This window comes from Flavobacterium sp. YO12 (assembly GCF_004119495.1).
In the GTDB taxonomy this organism is placed as follows: Bacteria; Bacteroidota; Bacteroidia; order Flavobacteriales; family Flavobacteriaceae; genus Flavobacterium.
Genome location: NZ_NRQU01000001.1, coordinates 1 through 16385 on the forward strand (window position 1 = coordinate 1; position 16385 = coordinate 16385).

General features: G+C 31.7%; 16 protein-coding genes. 6 read left to right on the plus strand and 10 right to left on the minus strand.

Features of this window, described 5'->3' with window-relative positions; all coding sequences use genetic code 11:
• Positions 1 to 135 precede the first annotated feature (135 nt).
• Complete coding sequence (locus BOW55_RS00005; RefSeq protein ID WP_129022467.1) at positions 136 to 558, minus strand: hypothetical protein; 423 nt, start codon at positions 556 to 558, stop codon at positions 136 to 138.
• 117 nt (positions 559 to 675) lie between these two features.
• Between BOW55_RS00005 and BOW55_RS00010 the strand changes: the two genes are divergently transcribed.
• Entirely contained in the window at positions 676 to 1905 is a 1230-nt protein-coding gene (locus BOW55_RS00010) for a multidrug effflux MFS transporter (protein WP_129022468.1), read from the plus strand.
• A 100-nt stretch (positions 1906 to 2005) separates the two neighbouring features.
• Here the strand turns inward: BOW55_RS00010 and BOW55_RS00015 are convergent, their stop codons facing one another.
• The 4 genes from BOW55_RS00015 to BOW55_RS00030 all read right to left on the minus strand — a co-directional run bounded on the left by BOW55_RS00015 (position 2006) and on the right by BOW55_RS00030 (position 7076).
• Positions 2006 to 3265, minus strand: a complete 1260-nt coding sequence (locus tag BOW55_RS00015) for an NAD(P)/FAD-dependent oxidoreductase (RefSeq protein ID WP_129022469.1) — start codon at positions 3263 to 3265, stop codon at positions 2006 to 2008.
• 84 nt (positions 3266 to 3349) lie between these two features.
• A complete protein-coding gene (locus BOW55_RS00020; RefSeq protein ID WP_129022470.1) occupies positions 3350 to 4684 on the minus strand; it encodes a DEAD/DEAH box helicase in 1335 nt (444 codons plus the stop codon).
• A 210-nt stretch (positions 4685 to 4894) separates the two neighbouring features.
• Positions 4895 to 6433, minus strand: a complete 1539-nt coding sequence (locus BOW55_RS00025; protein WP_089055676.1) for a DEAD/DEAH box helicase — start codon at positions 6431 to 6433, stop codon at positions 4895 to 4897.
• Positions 6434 to 6542: 109 nt separating this feature from the next.
• Complete coding sequence (locus BOW55_RS00030) at positions 6543 to 7076, minus strand: DUF6155 family protein (protein ID WP_129022471.1); 534 nt, start codon at positions 7074 to 7076, stop codon at positions 6543 to 6545.
• A gap of 104 nt (positions 7077 to 7180) precedes the next feature.
• Here BOW55_RS00030 and BOW55_RS00035 point away from each other — a divergent pair, with 104 nt between their 5' ends.
• Together BOW55_RS00035 and BOW55_RS00040 are read left to right on the plus strand one after the other, a co-directional pair.
• A complete protein-coding gene (locus tag BOW55_RS00035; protein WP_129022472.1) occupies positions 7181 to 7468 on the plus strand; it encodes a DUF3817 domain-containing protein in 288 nt (95 codons plus the stop codon).
• Positions 7461 to 8720, plus strand: coding sequence for a mechanosensitive ion channel family protein (locus tag BOW55_RS00040; RefSeq protein WP_129022473.1), 1260 nt, complete (start codon positions 7461 to 7463; stop codon positions 8718 to 8720). Before BOW55_RS00035 ends, BOW55_RS00040 begins: the two co-directional genes overlap by 8 nt.
• 81 nt (positions 8721 to 8801) lie before the next feature.
• On the opposite strand, the gene ettA is transcribed toward BOW55_RS00040, so the two are convergent.
• The 3 genes from ettA to holA all read right to left on the minus strand — a co-directional run bounded on the left by ettA (position 8802) and on the right by holA (position 11813).
• Positions 8802 to 10493: an energy-dependent translational throttle protein EttA gene (gene ettA, locus BOW55_RS00045; protein WP_089055672.1), complete on the minus strand. Its 1692-nt coding sequence runs from the start codon at positions 10491 to 10493 to the stop codon at positions 8802 to 8804.
• 66 nt (positions 10494 to 10559) lie between these two features.
• Positions 10560 to 10742: a CAL67264 family membrane protein gene (locus tag BOW55_RS00050; RefSeq protein WP_071637907.1), complete on the minus strand. Its 183-nt coding sequence runs from the start codon at positions 10740 to 10742 to the stop codon at positions 10560 to 10562.
• 66 nt (positions 10743 to 10808) lie between these two features.
• Positions 10809 to 11813: a DNA polymerase III subunit delta gene (gene holA, locus BOW55_RS00055; protein WP_129022474.1), complete on the minus strand. Its 1005-nt coding sequence runs from the start codon at positions 11811 to 11813 to the stop codon at positions 10809 to 10811.
• Between the two features lie 100 nt (positions 11814 to 11913).
• Between holA and BOW55_RS00060 the strand changes: the two genes are divergently transcribed.
• The 3 genes from BOW55_RS00060 to BOW55_RS00070 are packed head-to-tail and all read left to right on the plus strand — an operon-like array spanning position 11914 to position 14277.
• Positions 11914 to 12360 carry a type I restriction enzyme HsdR N-terminal domain-containing protein gene (locus BOW55_RS00060; protein WP_089055670.1) on the plus strand — a complete coding sequence of 149 codons (447 nt, stop codon included), beginning with the start codon at positions 11914 to 11916 and terminating at the stop codon, positions 12358 to 12360.
• 29 nt (positions 12361 to 12389) lie between these two features.
• Positions 12390 to 13409 carry a glycosyltransferase family 2 protein gene (locus tag BOW55_RS00065; protein ID WP_129022475.1) on the plus strand — a complete coding sequence of 340 codons (1020 nt, stop codon included), beginning with the start codon at positions 12390 to 12392 and terminating at the stop codon, positions 13407 to 13409.
• Positions 13410 to 13443: 34 nt separating this feature from the next.
• Positions 13444 to 14277, plus strand: a complete 834-nt coding sequence (locus tag BOW55_RS00070) for a flagellar motor protein MotB (protein WP_129022476.1) — start codon at positions 13444 to 13446, stop codon at positions 14275 to 14277.
• 243 nt (positions 14278 to 14520) lie between these two features.
• Here BOW55_RS00070 and BOW55_RS00075 read toward each other — a convergent pair whose 3' ends face one another.
• Positions 14521 to 15558 (minus strand): carboxypeptidase-like regulatory domain-containing protein, encoded by a 1038-nt coding sequence (locus BOW55_RS00075; protein ID WP_129022477.1) that lies wholly within the window; start codon positions 15556 to 15558, stop codon positions 14521 to 14523.
• Between the two features lie 80 nt (positions 15559 to 15638).
• Positions 15639 to 16259, minus strand: coding sequence for an L-threonylcarbamoyladenylate synthase (locus BOW55_RS00080; RefSeq protein WP_089055666.1), 621 nt, complete (start codon positions 16257 to 16259; stop codon positions 15639 to 15641).
• Between the last annotated feature and the right edge of the window lie 126 nt (positions 16260 to 16385).

A 16385-nucleotide genomic window follows, 5' to 3' on the forward strand; every position in this document is an offset into this window, starting at 1 on the left:
ATTCTCGCGTCTTGAATTTTCTATTTTACATAATATAAATTATAGTTCAAATTGTATACAAGTAATAAATCAGCCGTAAGAACGGCTGATAATCTAAAAAGCACCACAATTGTGATGCTTTTTACTAATATTTGTCTATTGCTTTAATTTCTTCAGATAAACCGACTTACCATTTAAAGAAACGTTTATTTCATTATTTTTTTCTGAAAAAGTTGTTCTTAAAGCATTTCCTTTAAAAATTGAAACATCACCGTAAACTTTTCCAGTTTCATCAGAAACATATTCAAATGATAATTTTTTATTTCCCGGTTGAATGCCAATTTTATAGCTGGAAAATTTTGACGAACTTACGTCAAATTCTTGCTGAGAATCAATTATATTTCCGTCAGCGTAAAAATTTGTAATTGTCTTGTTTAATGTGATATCAGGATAATACTGATTTACTTTTTTTAATAATTCGTACTGTTCAATACTGACATCTTCTTTTTTAGATGTAATTGTTTGTGCAAATGAAACAGTTGTAAAAGCTAGCGATAACAACAAAATATACTTCTTCATAATTACTTAATTTTTAAGATTAATAATGTTTTGTTTTAGATATAAATGTGTTTAATTCTATTACAAGATATGAAATCTTTACCTTTGCAAAAAATTAAACGCCTTTTATTTCAAAAAATGACTACAAAAAAATATATTAAACTCATACTTATTTTAGGTTCTTTGACTGCGCTTGGTCCGTTTTCAATCGATATGTATTTACCTGGTTTCTCTGATATTGCAAAAGATTTGAACACAACAGTCGCAAAAGTTTCTATGAGTTTATCTAGTTATTTTGTCGGAATTTCAGCTGGACAGTTGCTTTACGGGCCATTATTGGATAGATTTGGACGAAAAAAACCATTATTTATTGGTTTATTAGTCTATATTTTAGCTTCATTAGGCTGCATATATGTTACTGATATTGATTCATTTATATTTTTACGTTTTGTTCAAGCTATTGGAAGTTGTGCTGCTACAGTTGCATCAGTTGCAATGGTTAGAGATTTATTTCCTGTTAAAGATATTCCTAAAGTTTTTTCGCTATTAATGCTTGTCGTTGGACTTTCACCAATGTTAGCACCAACAGTCGGCGGATATGTTACTGAAGATTTTGGCTGGCATACCGTATTTTTGATTTTAATGTTTATGGGGATTTTTATTCTAGCAGCTTCGCAAATTGGTCTGCCAAACACCTATAAACCAGATCCGTCAATATCTTTGAAACCAAAACCCATTATTATCAATTTTGTGAAAGTATTAAAAGAGCCTCAGTTTTATACTTATGCTTTTACTGGTGCAATCGCTTTTTCTGGATTATTTTCGTACGTAGCGGCCTCTCCTATCATTTTTATGGATATTTATCATGTTGATGCTAAAACTTATGGTTGGATTTTTGCCTTTATGTCTGTTAGTTTTATTGGTTCTAGTCAATTAAATTCCATTTTATTGAAACGATTTTCTAGTGAGCAAATGATCTACGGCGCTTTGATTTCGCAATCTGTGGTAAGCATTGTTTTTCTAATTTTATCTTTAAATAATCTTTTGGGATTATATGAAACTATTGGAATGTTGTTTTTATTCTTGGCTTGTTTAGGAATTTCAAATCCAAATACAGCTGGATTAACTTTGGCACCGTTTGCAAAAAATACCGGAAGTGCTTCTGCATTAATGGGCGCAATTCAATTAGGAATTGGTGCTTTTGCATCATTTGCGATTGGTGTTTTTGTAAAAGATTCTATTGCACCAATGGTTGCTATTATGACAACAACAACAATAACAGCTTTTATTGTTCTAAATATTGGAAAACGTTTTATAAAACATAAAGTAGAATTATCAGGAAATGATGATGTGGTGATTGGGCATTAGATTTTTAAATTTCAAAAATTTCGTTTACTTATAAAAAAAACAGAATCTAAAAAGATTCTGTTTTTTTTATGTTCGTTCCAATTTTGGAATCTTATTATTTCTAAGATCTCTTATCAGGCCTAATAATCATTCTAAGTGATTGATCTCTTGCAAAATAAGCAACCATCCAATTCCAGAAAGTATTCAATCTGTTTCTGTATGTAATTAAGGAAATTAAGTGAATAAATAACCAAATTACCCAGGCAAAAAATCCTTTAAAATGCCATTTAGGACTTGGTAAATCTACTACTGCTTTATTTTTCCCTATAATAGCCATCGATCCTTTGTCTACATAAGCAAATGCTTTTAAAGGTTTATTCTGTGCTATTGCTTTAAAATTTTTAGCTAGATTTAACCCTTGTTGTATCGCAACTTGTGCAACTTGCGGATGTCCGTCAGGAAAGCTTTTATCTCCAGCTAAAATTGCGGTGTCACCAATTGCATAAATATTTTCAAAACCGTTTACTTTATTGTACTCATTTGTCGCCATACGTCTGCCGCGTCCGTAGCTTTCTTGTGGAATTCCGTCAAAAAGTTTAGCAGAAACTCCAGCTGCCCAAATTAAGTTTTTAGTTTGAATCTTTTCTCCATTTTCAAAAAAGACTGTATCATCAACATAATCCGTTACTCTTGTGTGCAATTTTACAACAACTCCTAAATTTGTAAGCGCTTCTAAAGTATCTTTTTGCGAAGCTTTACTCATTGGCGAAAGGAGAGCGTCTCCCCCATCGACTAAATAAACATTGCTGGCAGATGTTTCTAGTTCAGGATATTCTTTTAGCAGAATGTTTTTTCGCATTTCAGCAAACATCCCTGAAACCTCTACTCCTGTTGGCCCGCCACCTGCAACAACAATAGTTAATAATTTACGACGTTTACGAATATCTTTTGTGATTGCTGCTTTTTCAAGGTTTTTAAGCAGTGTATTACGCATTTCGATGGCATCATTTAAGGTTTTCATCGGAATAGCGTTTTTCATTACATTCTCCATTCCAAAATAACTGGTTTCAGCTCCAGTTGCAAAAACCAAATGATCGTAGGTCAATTCGCCGTTATTAAGGATAATTTTATTTTCAGCAGGAACTACTGAAAGCAATTCGCCTAAACGGAACTGCAGGTTTTTTTTTCCTGCAAAAAATTTTCTAAAAGGATAACTAATGCTTGATGGTTCTAAAAAAGCTGTAGCAACTTGATATATAAGCGGTGGAAAAAAGTTATAATTGTTTTTATCTACAAGAGTAACCTGTATTTGAGGGTGGTTTACAAGTTCCTTTGCTAGATTGATTCCTGCAAAACCACCTCCTATGATGACTATCTTCATATTATATGTTGTTATTAAGTAGGATTATAGAATAATACCTTATAAATATACAACTTTAATATGCAATGATAAATGTCATGCTTGTTACTTTTTGAATTTTTTAACAGGTTTTTCAACTACATCGATTTTGTTCTGAAGGACATAATTGGCTAATAATTTTTCTATCAATTCTTCTTTGGTAAGATGATGAAAAACTGTTTTAACTTTTGTTTTTAAATCATTTGAAATATCATGATTTGGTTTTGTTTTGAAGATTTGTTTTGCCCACAAAAGCGTATTATTTTCTTCAATACTTAATGCCGAAGGTTTTTTGAACTCAGAAAACTTTAATCCCAGTTCTCTTTCGAAATCTGCAATTTCTGCAACTTCTTCTTCCTGTAAAACAGTTAAAGAAAGTCCCTTTGCTCCTGCTCTTGCTGTTCTTCCGCTTCTATGAACATACGTTTCGTAAGCATCTGGCAAATGGTAATTTACCACGTAAGAAATTTCTTTTACGTCAATTCCTCTCGCAGCTAAATCAGTCGCTACTAATATATTGATATGTCCTTCACGAAACTGCTCCATAATTCTATCACGAATTCCCTGTGTTAAACTTCCGTGAATTGCTCCAGAAGAAAAACGATTTATAGCCAGATTTTTAGCTAATTTATTTACGGCAGCTTTAGTTTTACAGAAGATAATACCACGTTCACCATCTTTTGAATTAAGAAAATGCATTAAAACATCTAATTTTTCAATTGGATCCACTACAATATACTCATGATCAATACCCTGGTTTCCAATTACTTCCATACTAGCACTTACCTGAACTACATTCTTGTTTAAGTAATTCTGAATCAATTGCTTAATTGTTCCCGGCAAAGTTGCTGAAAACAATAAAGTGCGATGCTTTTTAGGAAGTTCGGCAATGATTTCATCTAAACTTTCTTTTAGAATTGAAACCATTTCATCGGCTTCATCTAAAACCAAATATTGAGTTTGTTTTAAATCAACTGCTTTTCTTTGAATCAAATCAATTAAACGTCCTGGTGTTGCCACAACAATATGTGTTGGCGCAGTAAGACGCTCAATTTGAGGTTTTATTGGAATTCCGCCGCAAGTTGCAGCAATTGAAATATTTGGAATATGTTTTGAGAAATCTTCTAAATTTCTAAAAATTTGATGACCAAGCTCTCTTGTTGGCACCAAAATAACAGCTTGAACAACTGGCAATTCAGTATCAATTAATTGCAATAAAGGCAATCCGAAAGCAGCCGTTTTTCCTGTTCCTGTTTTGGCTAAACCTACAACATCATGGGTTTCAGTCAATAAAAGCGGAATTGTTTTTTGTTGGATTTCTGTAGGTTCAACAATGTTTAATTCGCCTAAAGCTTTTAAAATTGGTGCTGACAGACCTAATGTTGAGAATTGTTTAGACATGATTTATCTTTGTTTGTTTTGTTTTGTTTTTATTTGTTTCAAGTTTCAGGTTACTTTCAAAACTTAAAAATAAGTTTTATTAATTCGAAAAGGAGAAATCACAATAGAATGAATTACTCTGAAATGTGATTTCTCCTTTTAAGATCATTATTTTGTTTAGATTTCAATAACATGAAACATGAAACCTGAAACAAATAGAACTTCAAATTATCAATCTGGTTCGTTCATGATTTTTTCACGATATTTTTTACCTACTAATAAGGTTAATCTCTGCTTGTAATCATCAAGAAGCCATTCGCGATAGTTTTTACTGCATTGGCTTAAACATTTTGCATAACGTTTAATACGGCACTCAATATCGTCATCTAATTCTTTAGATAATGATTTTGCTTCCTGAAGCGTTTCTGTATTATCTACACACATTGCTGCATGCTGATCTAACGATTTGTCTAATACAATTTTAGAACGCAAATTTTGTTTTATTGCTAGTTTATGCTCTTCATCTACATCAAAAGTAACTTCGGCAGTTTTGCTGAATTTTGCTCTTAACTCAGGAGGCATAGTGTATTTAAAAAACATTTCGATCTCAGTATCGTCTCTTAGATTTTCAAGATAAAATTCTGGAGATTTAAAAATGTGCTGCCAGTTTACTGGTTCGCTCCATAATCCAAAACGAGCTGCATTATTACCTAAATCAATAACCGTAAATTCATCTTTACCAGGTAATTTACGAGAACCACGACCAATCATCTGATAGTATAAAGTTAATGATTTTGTTGCTCTGTTTAGAATAATAGTTTCAACTGTAGGCTCATCAAATCCAGTTGTCAAAATTCCAACCGAAGTTAAAATCGCATCCGGAGTTTTCTTGAACCACTGCAAAATATCTTTACGTTCTTCAGAACTGCTTGTGTTGTCTAAGTGTCTAATATCATAACCAGCTTCTCTAAACGTTTCATATACATATAAAGAAGTATGGATACCATTATTAAAAATCAACGTTTTTTTACCTAAAGAGCGTTCTGTATAGGCATGCAGTAATTTCTCCTGCATTAAAGTATTTGTATATAAATCATCAGATGATTTTACAGTATAATCACCATTTATACCAACTTTAAGCGAAGTTAGACCAACATCATAACTATATGTAGTTGCTCTAGCCAAGAATCCTTGATCAATCAATGAGCCAATTGTATCACCTACAATAAGTTCATCATAACTTTGATGCATTGGTAATTTTATATTCGAACTCAAAGGTGTTGCCGTTACTCCAAGAATAAAAGCGTTTTTAAATGAGTTTAATAATTTTCTAAATGAATTGTAATGTGCTTCATCAATAATAACCAAACCAATATTATCAAGATGCAGTTTTTCATCATTGATACGGTTTTTTAAAGTTTCGACCATTGCTACAAAACATGAAAAATCGTTTTGGTCAGGAAGTTCTTTTACTTTACTGTTAATGATTTTATTGCTTACGCCAAACCCTTTCAACATTTTTGAGGTTTGTTTACAAAGTTCAATACGGTGTGTTAGTACCACTACTTTTTTATCATTATTAGATAAATAGCGGCGAACGATTTCAGAAAAAATCACAGTTTTTCCACCGCCTGTAGGCAATTGATATAGTAAATGATGTTTTGAAGGAGCATTATCTAAACGTTCAAAAATGGCATCGATATCGCCTTTTTGGTATGCATAAAGTTCTTTTTTCTCTTCTCTTTCTATTTCTAAAGTGTTTTGAGACATTGTTTGTTTTTGGATTTTTGCAAAAATACACCGAAAAAACAGTTATTCATCTTATTTTAACCTAAAATAAATGTTTTTTTATAAATAAGATTTTTTATGGGAATGCATTTTAGAGGCTTAATTTGTCTAAAATAGCTTCAAAATCGTACTTATTTCTCCATTTTTGTTCTAAAACCATTTCATTTATTCCCTCAATTCTTGTTTTAAAATCTGCTAAAATTCCGTTTGAAACTATAAAATTAACAGCTTGTTCAAATGAATTTAACATGCTTTTGTAAAACAATTCCTGTTTTACAAAGTTTTGAGAAGAATAAGTTTGAGCAATTTCTATATTATATAACATTACATCAGCTGTAATAAATGGATCTACTCCCAGCATAATAAAATGTTTGATAATCTTCTGAGCTACAGAACGACGCATTTTTGCTTTTGGATATCGTTTTGTACCTGCTTTTTTTACAGGAAAATATTCCTGTGAAATCTTAACCTTAGATTCTTGTAAAAGTTTGTCTTCCTTTGGGTTAAAAACAAAATCATAATACACTTTTACTGGACTGAATTTTTCATACAACTCCATAAGCTGCTCCTCAAGTTGTTCTTTACTCAATTCGGTTAAATATTTTTTTAAATCACGCTTGCTCATTATCAAAGTTTAAGATTGTAAAAGTAAATTACTTTATTGATACATAACTCAAAAACCAACCAGAATCCTTAATTTTGCTGCTATAATTTCAAAAAAACAGATATATGCTCAAGATTTTTAAAGTTACTGCGATTTTAGAGGGAATCTCTTATTTAGTATTGTTTGCTAATATGCTTTTTATTAAAACTAACAACCCAGAACTATATCATACTTTACTACGCCCGTTAGGAATGACGCATGGTGTTTTATTTATTGGTTACATTATATTAGCGGTATTACTGAGAAAATCTCAAAATTGGGATTTTAAAACGTTTTTAATTATTCTTATTGCATCATTAATTCCTTTTGGAACATTCTATATTGAGAAAAAGTATTTAGAAAGTAATGCATAAACTTTTGGATAAAATATTTAATTTTTTATATCCGCTTTTTAGAGATTGGGGAATGAACCGCAATGTTGCGTCATACATCAGCCTGATTTTTAATATTGCCGTTATGATAGCTTTGGCATATGCCATTTATTATGCCGCAAAATTTGTTCTGGTTACCTTAACTGCTGTTTTTGCACAGCGCACAAAAACAAAATTTGATGATTATTTAATCCATAATAAAACCACCAAATACACTGCCTATTTAATTCCGTTTTTCTTTATTTATAAAGCTGTTCCAATTATTTTGGATAAGTATGAATATTGGGAATTGATGTTCGGAAAAATAGTCGGAATTTATATTGTTTTGATTAGTTTATGGATCATCAGAACTATTTTTAATGCGCTACGTGATTATTTAAAGCAAAAACCAGAATACAGCGACAAACCAATTGACAGTTTTGTTCAGGTTATCATGATCGTGCTTTGGATTTTTGGTGTTGCCATGATTATTTCGACCTTATTCGGAATTAAGAAAGGCGAATTGCTGACTATTTTAGGAACACTTTCGGCAATTATTATTTTAATTTTTAGAGATACCATTTTAGGATTTGTTTCAAGCGTTCAGGTTGCTATTAACGACATGGTTCGTATTGGTGACTGGATTACAATGGATAAATTTGGTGCAGATGGTGATGTTATCGAAATTAATTTGACAACTGTAAAAGTTCGAAATTTTGATAATACGATAACAACAATTCCAACGTATGCCTTAAGTTCTGATTCTTTTCAGAACTGGCGCGGAATGCAAAAATCTGACGGAAGACGTATAAAAAGACACATTTTGATAAAAAGCAGCAGTATTCGCTTTTTAAATAACGATGATCTCAATCATATGAAAAAAGTACAGCTGATAAGTTCTTACATCGAAACAAGACAAGCTGAAATTGAGAAGTATAATGATCTTCGAGAAATTGATAAATCTCTTGCTCTTAACGGTCGTAATATGACCAACTTAGGCTTATTTAGAAAATATATTATGCAGTATCTTATAACACATCCAGGATTGAATAAGGATATGCATATTATGTGTCGACAATTGCAATCTAGTGCTCATGGCGTACCATTAGAAATCTATGCGTTTTCGAGTGATAAACGCTGGGCAAATTACGAATACATTATGTCTGATATTTTTGACCACATTATGGCATCGGTTATTTATTTTGACCTAGAAATATTCGAACTGCCGTCGCAGATTGGTCATTTAGACAGATAATTTATTTTATAAAAATTAGACATTAAAAAAGCCTCAAATTCAATTGAACTTGAGGCTTTTTACATTTTTAGAAATTAATTATTATCTAATTAATTTTCTATATTTCAAACGTTTTGGAGTTAAATCACCACCAAGACGTTTCTTTTTGTTTTCTTCATAATCAGAGAAACTTCCTTCGAAGAAATAAACTTCAGAATCCCCTTCAAAAGCTAAGATGTGTGTACAAATTCTATCTAAGAACCATCTGTCGTGAGAAATAATTACCGCACAACCCGCAAAATTCTCTAAACCTTCTTCAAGAGCACGAAGTGTATTTACATCCAAGTCATTCGTTGGCTCATCCAGTAAAAGTACGTTTCCTTCTTCTTTTAAAGTCATTGCTAAGTGTAAACGGTTACGCTCACCACCTGATAACATTGAAACTTTTTTGTTTTGCTCACCGCCGCCAAAATTGAAACGAGATAAATAAGCTCTTGAATTTACTTGTTTTCCTCCCATCATAATCAACTCCTGACCATCAGCAAAGTTTTCCCAAATAGATTTATTCGGATCGATGTTTGAGTGAGATTGATCTACGTAAGCGATTTTTACAGTATCTCCAACAGAAAATTCCCCGCTGTCTGTAGCTTGTTCTCCCATAATCATTTTGAAAATAGTCGATTTACCAGCACCGTTTGGCCCAATAATTCCAACAATACCAGCTTGCGGCAAAGTAAAATTCAAATTATCGTATAATAATTTATCTCCAAAAGCTTTGGCAACATTCTTGGCTTCGATAACATTTGTACCTAAACGAGGTCCATTTGGAATGTAGATTTCCAAGTTTTCGTCCAATTGTTTTTGGTCTTCATTCAATAATTTATCGTAATTCTGTAAACGCGCTTTTTGTTTGGTTTGTCGTCCTTTTGCTCCTTGACGAACCCATTCTAACTCACGCTCTAACGTTTTTCTGCGTTTTGAAGCTACTTTTTCTTCTTGAGCCATACGGTTTGATTTTTGATCTAACCAAGAAGAGTAATTTCCTTTCCACGGAATACCTTCTCCTCTATCCAACTCAAGAATCCATCCAGCAACATTATCAAGGAAATAACGGTCGTGCGTTACAGCAATAACAGTTCCTGAATATTGTGCTAAATGCTGCTCTAACCAAAGTACAGACTCAGCATCAAGGTGGTTGGTAGGCTCATCTAAAAGCAATACATCTGGCTGCTGCAACAACAAACGACATAAAGCTACACGACGACGCTCTCCTCCTGAAAGGTTTTTAATAGGCGTATCACCTTCCGGCGTACGTAACGCATCCATTGCGATTTCTAATTTAGTATCGATTTCCCAAGCACCTAGAGCATCAATTTTGTCTTGTAAAGCTGCCTGACGATCCATCAATTTATCCATTTTATCAGGATCTGAATAGTTTTCTTCAAGACCGAATAGATCATTAATTTGATTGTATTCTTCTAAAACTGCCATCGTTTCTGCAGCACCTTCACGAACAATTTCGATTACCGTTTTAGAATCGTCAAGAATTGGCTCCTGCTCTAAATAACCTACAGTATAACCTGGCTGAAAAACAACGTCACCTTGATAATTCTTATCAACTCCCGCAATAATTTTTAAAAGAGAAGATTTTCCAGAACCATTAAGACCCAAAATACCAATTTTAGCTCCGTAAAAGAAACTTAAATATATATTTTTAAGCACTGGCTTGTCTGCTCCCTGATAGGTTTTACTCAATTTTTGCATTGAGAAAATTACTTTCTTATCGTCTGACATTCTATTTATTTTTAATTATTGATTTTCTATTGATTTTATGCCATAGTTTTATTTGGCAAACTTAATCTAAACTCTACCTTTTAATGCATTAAAAACCCAAGCATTGGCAAAAAAACCAACACCTGCTGCAGCAAATCCCCAGCCAGAAACATCTCTGTATCTAAAAGCTCCGAGACCTATAAGCAACAATCCCATAAGTACCATTATAAAAGTAGCCCATCCTAAAACGGTATTTTTATTCATTCCCATAATTGTGTAATTATTATTTTAAGTAGTATTTTTTTTAGAAAGGCAAATATCGTGAATTTTAACGGCTTAATTAAATATTTTATACAGCATTTCTTTTAGCAAATCTGACTGTGGTAAAGCATTCGCTCCAACTCCTTTACTTTTCACATCAATATCACGCAATGCACCAACAATTTGACTTACTTTTCTCATTGGATAATTTTTCACAGCCAAATCATATTCCTTTAAAAAATAAGGATTTACACCAATCGCCGCAGCAACATTCTTAGGATTTTTATCTTTAAGACCGTGATATTTTAAAAGCTGAATAAAAAATCCAAAAACCAATCCTGTGGTCATAACCAATGGATATTCTTTTGGATTATGTGCAAAATTTTCGGCAATTTTATAGGCTTTTAACTGATTGCGTTCTCCAATGGCTTTTCGAAGTTCAAAAACATTATAATCTTTACTAAAACCAATATTCTCTTCAATATGTTGAGGCGTAATCATAGTTCCTTGCGGCAAAATAATCTGCAGTTTTTCTAACTCGTTATTGATTTTACTCAAATCGGTTCCTAAAAACTCAACAAGCATTGCATTTGCCTTTGGATCAATAGTGTATTTTTTCCCCGCAAGAATACGTTTTATCCAATCTCCAACTTGATTTTCGTATAATTTTTTACTCTCGAAAACAATTCCGTTTTGAGCTAAAAGTTTAGTCACTTTTTTTCGCTTATCTAGAGTTTTGTACTTATAACAAAAAACCAAAACCGTAGTTTCCATCGGATTATTAACATACGATTCTATTTTATCTATTGTTCTTGATAAATCCTGCGCTTCTTTTACAATAACAACCTGACGATCAGCCATCATAGGATAGCGCTTGGCCGTTGAAACAATATCTTCTACAGAAACATCTCTTCCGTATAAAACAGTTTGATTAAATCCTCTTTCCTCTTCAGCCAGTACATTTTGTTCTATATATTCAGACAGCTTATCTATATAATAAGGTTCTTCACCCATTAAAAAGTAAATAGGTTTTATATTTCCTGCCTTGATATCATTAACAATTTTTACAACTTCGTCCATTAAATTTAGTTTTCAGTGTTCAGTATTGAGTATTCAGTTTAATTCAAATAAATAATTGACTAATTTTCAAATTGACTAATTTTCAAATTATATTTGCCTTATGTTAAAGCTAAATTTCCCTTCTTATACTTTCCGATTCAAAAATAGCGAAAATAAAGTGTCTATTTTTGATGAAATCAGGAAAAAATTTATCATTCTTACTCCAGAAGAATGGGTTCGTCAGCATGTAGTTCATTATTTAATGAACGAGAAAAAATATCCTAAATCGCTTATAAACGTAGAGAAAGTTTTAACAGTCAATGGTTTGCGAAAAAGATATGATGTGGTTGTTTTTAATTCAGACGGCACTATACATATATTAGTAGAGTGCAAAGCTCCAGAGGTTAAGATATCGCAAACAACTTTTGATCAAATTGCACGTTACAATATGACAATGCAGGCACGGTTTTTGAATGTAACAAACGGACTGAGTCATTTTTATTGTCAAATGGATTTTGAAAATGAAAAATATCAGTTTTTAAGAGGCCTGCCAAATTACGGCGAATAAAATAATATTAAAATAAATAAAAATTACTTTTGGATAAAATAGCTGTTGTCATTTTAAACTGGAACGGAGTAAAATTGTTAGAGCAATTTTTACCGTCTGTTTTACAGTATTCAGAAGAGGCCACCATATATGTAGCAGATAATGCTTCGACGGATGATTCTATTGATTTCGTAAAGAAAAATTTCCCAACTATACAGATTGTACAAAATAATGGCAACCATGGTTTTGCAAAGGGTTACAACGATGCACTTCAGCATATCGATGCAGAAATTTATGCATTAGTAAATTCTGATATTGAAGTAACCAAAAATTGGCTCCAGCCTATTATTGAGACTTTTGAAAAAGAAAAACAAACAGCCATAATTCAGCCGAAAATTCTTGATTTCAAGAACAAAGAATACTTTGAATATGCTGGAGCAGCTGGAGGTTTTATTGATAAATATGGTTTTCCATTTTGCAGAGGAAGGATTTTTGACACCATAGAAAAAGACAATGGTCAATACGATGACAATTGCGAATTATTTTGGGCTTCAGGCGCTTGCTTTTTTATTAGAAAGAAAGTATATCATGAATTAGGCGGTTTTGACGAGACCTTTTTTGCACATCAAGAAGAAATTGATTTGTGCTGGCGTGCCGCAAATGAAGGGCATATAATAAAGTACAATTCAAAATCTGTAGTGTATCATGTTGGCGGCGCTACATTACAACAAGGAAATCCGAAGAAAACTTTTTTAAACTTTAGAAACTCTCTATTAATGCTGGTTAAAAACCTACCTAAAAAAGGATTGTTTTTTGTGATTTTCTTTAGAATGGTTTTAGACGGAATTGCGGGTATCCGTTTTCTTACACAAGGCAAGTTCAAACATACTTTCGCCATTGTAAAAGCACATTTTTCATTTTATTGCATATCTTTAAAGTATCTAAAACACCGCAAGGATTTTCAAATACAACAATACTATACCGTAAAAAGTATCGTTTACTTGTATTACATAAAGAAATTACTGGTTTTTAAAGAAATCTTTAACAGTAATCAAAATATTAAAAACTAAATTTGTAATCAACGTTTAATTAAATATAATACCTATGAGAAAAATAGTTATCGCACTATCAGTATTAATGGCCTTAACTTCGTGTGTATCGAAAAAGCAATACGCAGCATTAGAAGCTAAGAACAAAGAAACTCAAGACTTACTAAACTCTTGTACTGTTAAGTTAAATTCTTGCCTAGAAGAAAAAGCAGCATTAGCAGCTACAGCTGAAAGCTATAAACAACACAATCAAGACTTAATCAGTACTTCTAAAGACTTAACTGTTTTAACTACTAAAGGAGCTGAAAACCTTGAAAAATCTTTAGAAAGCTTGAAAGAAAAAGACTTAAAAATCTCTAGACTTCAAGATGCACTTACTAAAAAAGACAGTGTAACTTTAGCTTTAGTTACAAGCTTGAAAGGTGCTGTTGGAATCAATGATCCAGATATCGAAATTAATGTAGAAAAAGGAGTTGTATTTATTTCTATCGCTGACAAATTGTTATTTAAAAGCGGAAGCTACGACGTAACTGACAAAGCAAAAACTGTTTTGGCTAAAGTTGCAAAAGTAGTAAACGACAAACCTGATTTTGAATGTATGGTTGAAGGTCACACAGATAATGTACCATACAAAAGCAACGGAATTTTGTTAGACAACTGGGATTTAAGTGTTAAACGTTCAACTTCTATTGTACGTGTATTAACAAATGACCTTGGTGTTAACCCTGCAAAATTAATTGCTGCTGGTAGAAGTTCTTATATTCCTTTAGTATCTAATGATACTCCAGATGACAGAGCTCGTAACAGAAGAACTCGTATTGTTGTTATGCCAAAAATCGATCAGTTCTACGACATGATTGAAAAAGAAATGAAAAAGCAAGCAAAATAATTTAAAGTAACATACTTTATTATACAGAAAAAGCAGGTCAATTGACCTGCTTTTATGTATCCCTAATTTTTTTAATAACCAATTAAATATAAATCAAGAATAGCATTATTTTTAAATTAACTAACTAAATTATAACTTTATTAAAGTTAGTTATTTATTTTAAACTTTTATAGTATTTAAGTTTTTTTTTACAAATACCCCTCTTCACATTTCTTTGCACAAGATAATAAAAAAATATAAAACTTATTTCATACCATAATTTAAAGGCAGCATATCTCCCACTTTTTTCTCAGAGATTTTTCCTGAAAACAATATGCTTTCAATATTAGAATTGTTTCCATACTTATAAATATAAAAACTATCAGTTTGAAAAGTAATCTTAGATTCTTCATGTCTATCGTAAGCAATATTATAAGAAGCTACAACATCTTTTAAATTATCGATTTTAACTTCACCTTTTGGCTGCGGAAGTATTTCTACTTTTACATAATCTTCTTCTTCAATGATTTTAAATCTTTTAAGTGGATCGACACTGTGATCATCATTCAACAAAATAAACTTTTTGATTCCCCACTCTTTTTTAGCGAAGTTTCTAAAAAACTGAATTTGCGATCCTTGAAATGTCTTCTCTCTTCGTTCTAAAACTGCAACCGAGTTATCAATTTCTTCAAATTTACTTACTCCGCCATAAAAATTCTTTATAACATCTTTTGAGTTTATACTCAATTTATTAAACGCAATTTCAAAGACAACCAACTCAAAATCTATTTTATAGCCTAAAAATGCGTTTACAATAATCAAAGGTTTATTTGAAGACGCAGTAAAAACTAAATTATCCTTATCGTATTTAAACTGAAGATCATTTTCATTTTGTATTATTGATGATTTTCCATTTGCTGTTTTTCCTAAAAAATACTCTCTGAATAATTTTAATTTTTGTGCTCTTGTAAACAATTCATTTTTAGTAATAACAACTTCTTTGAGTTCGTTCTCTGAAACTGTCATAACAACATTCAGCGGCTTCGAGACATCTAAACCAGTAAGATATTCCGTTTGATATCCCATAGAACTTATTACAACAATATTATTTGCATTAGGTTCGTATTTTATGGCAAAATTTCCATTAGCATCAGAAATAGTAGAAATAGTTGTTCCGTCTAAATAAATATTGACACCATCGAGCGGAACATTTTCTTTGTTAGAAACTTTTCCTTTCAGAATGTTTTGCGAAAACAGAGTAACAGTAAAAAATAAAGAGAAAAGCAAACAAAGGTTTTTCATAAAACAGAAATGGTTTAGTTAAATTATAAGCTAATTAACCACAAAATTTTACAATAACCTAAACAATCAATAAATTACTCTTACAAAATATCAATATCTCCTTTTCCTTCTCTGACAATAACCGGCTCATGTTCTGATAAGTCAATAATAGTTGAGCCTACATTATCTCCATAACCACCATCAATAACCAAGTCTACAATATTTTGCCATTTTTCAAAAATCAACTCAGGATCAGTAGTATATTCAATTACATCATCTTCATCTCGAATAGAGGTTGAAACTACAGGATTTCCTAACTGACGAACAATTTCTAAAATAATATTATTATCAGGAACACGAATACCAACAGTAGTTTTCTTTTTAAACTCTTTAGGTAAATTATTATTCCCTGGTAAAATAAATGTATAAGGCCCTGGTAAAGCCCTTTTTAGTATTTTAAAAGTCGATGTATTAATTTGACGTACATAATCTGATAAATTACTTAAATCATGACAGATAAACGAAAAATTTGCTTTCTCTAATTTAACACCTTTAATTTTTGCAATTTTTTCTAAAGCACGTGAATTTGTAATATCACAACCTAAACCATAAACAGTATCTGTTGGATAAATTACCAAACCTCCATTTTGAAGCACTTTTACAACCTTTGCAATCGCAGCTTCACTAGGTTTATCTGGGTATATTTTTATAAATTCTGCCATAGTTTTTGTTTCAAGTTTTTTATTTTATTTTTAACTTTCAGGTCTCTGCTGTCAGGCTGAGCGAAGTCGAAGCCCACGTCCAATTGGAGCGCCCTTCGACTTCGCTCAGGGTGACAAATGTTTTCA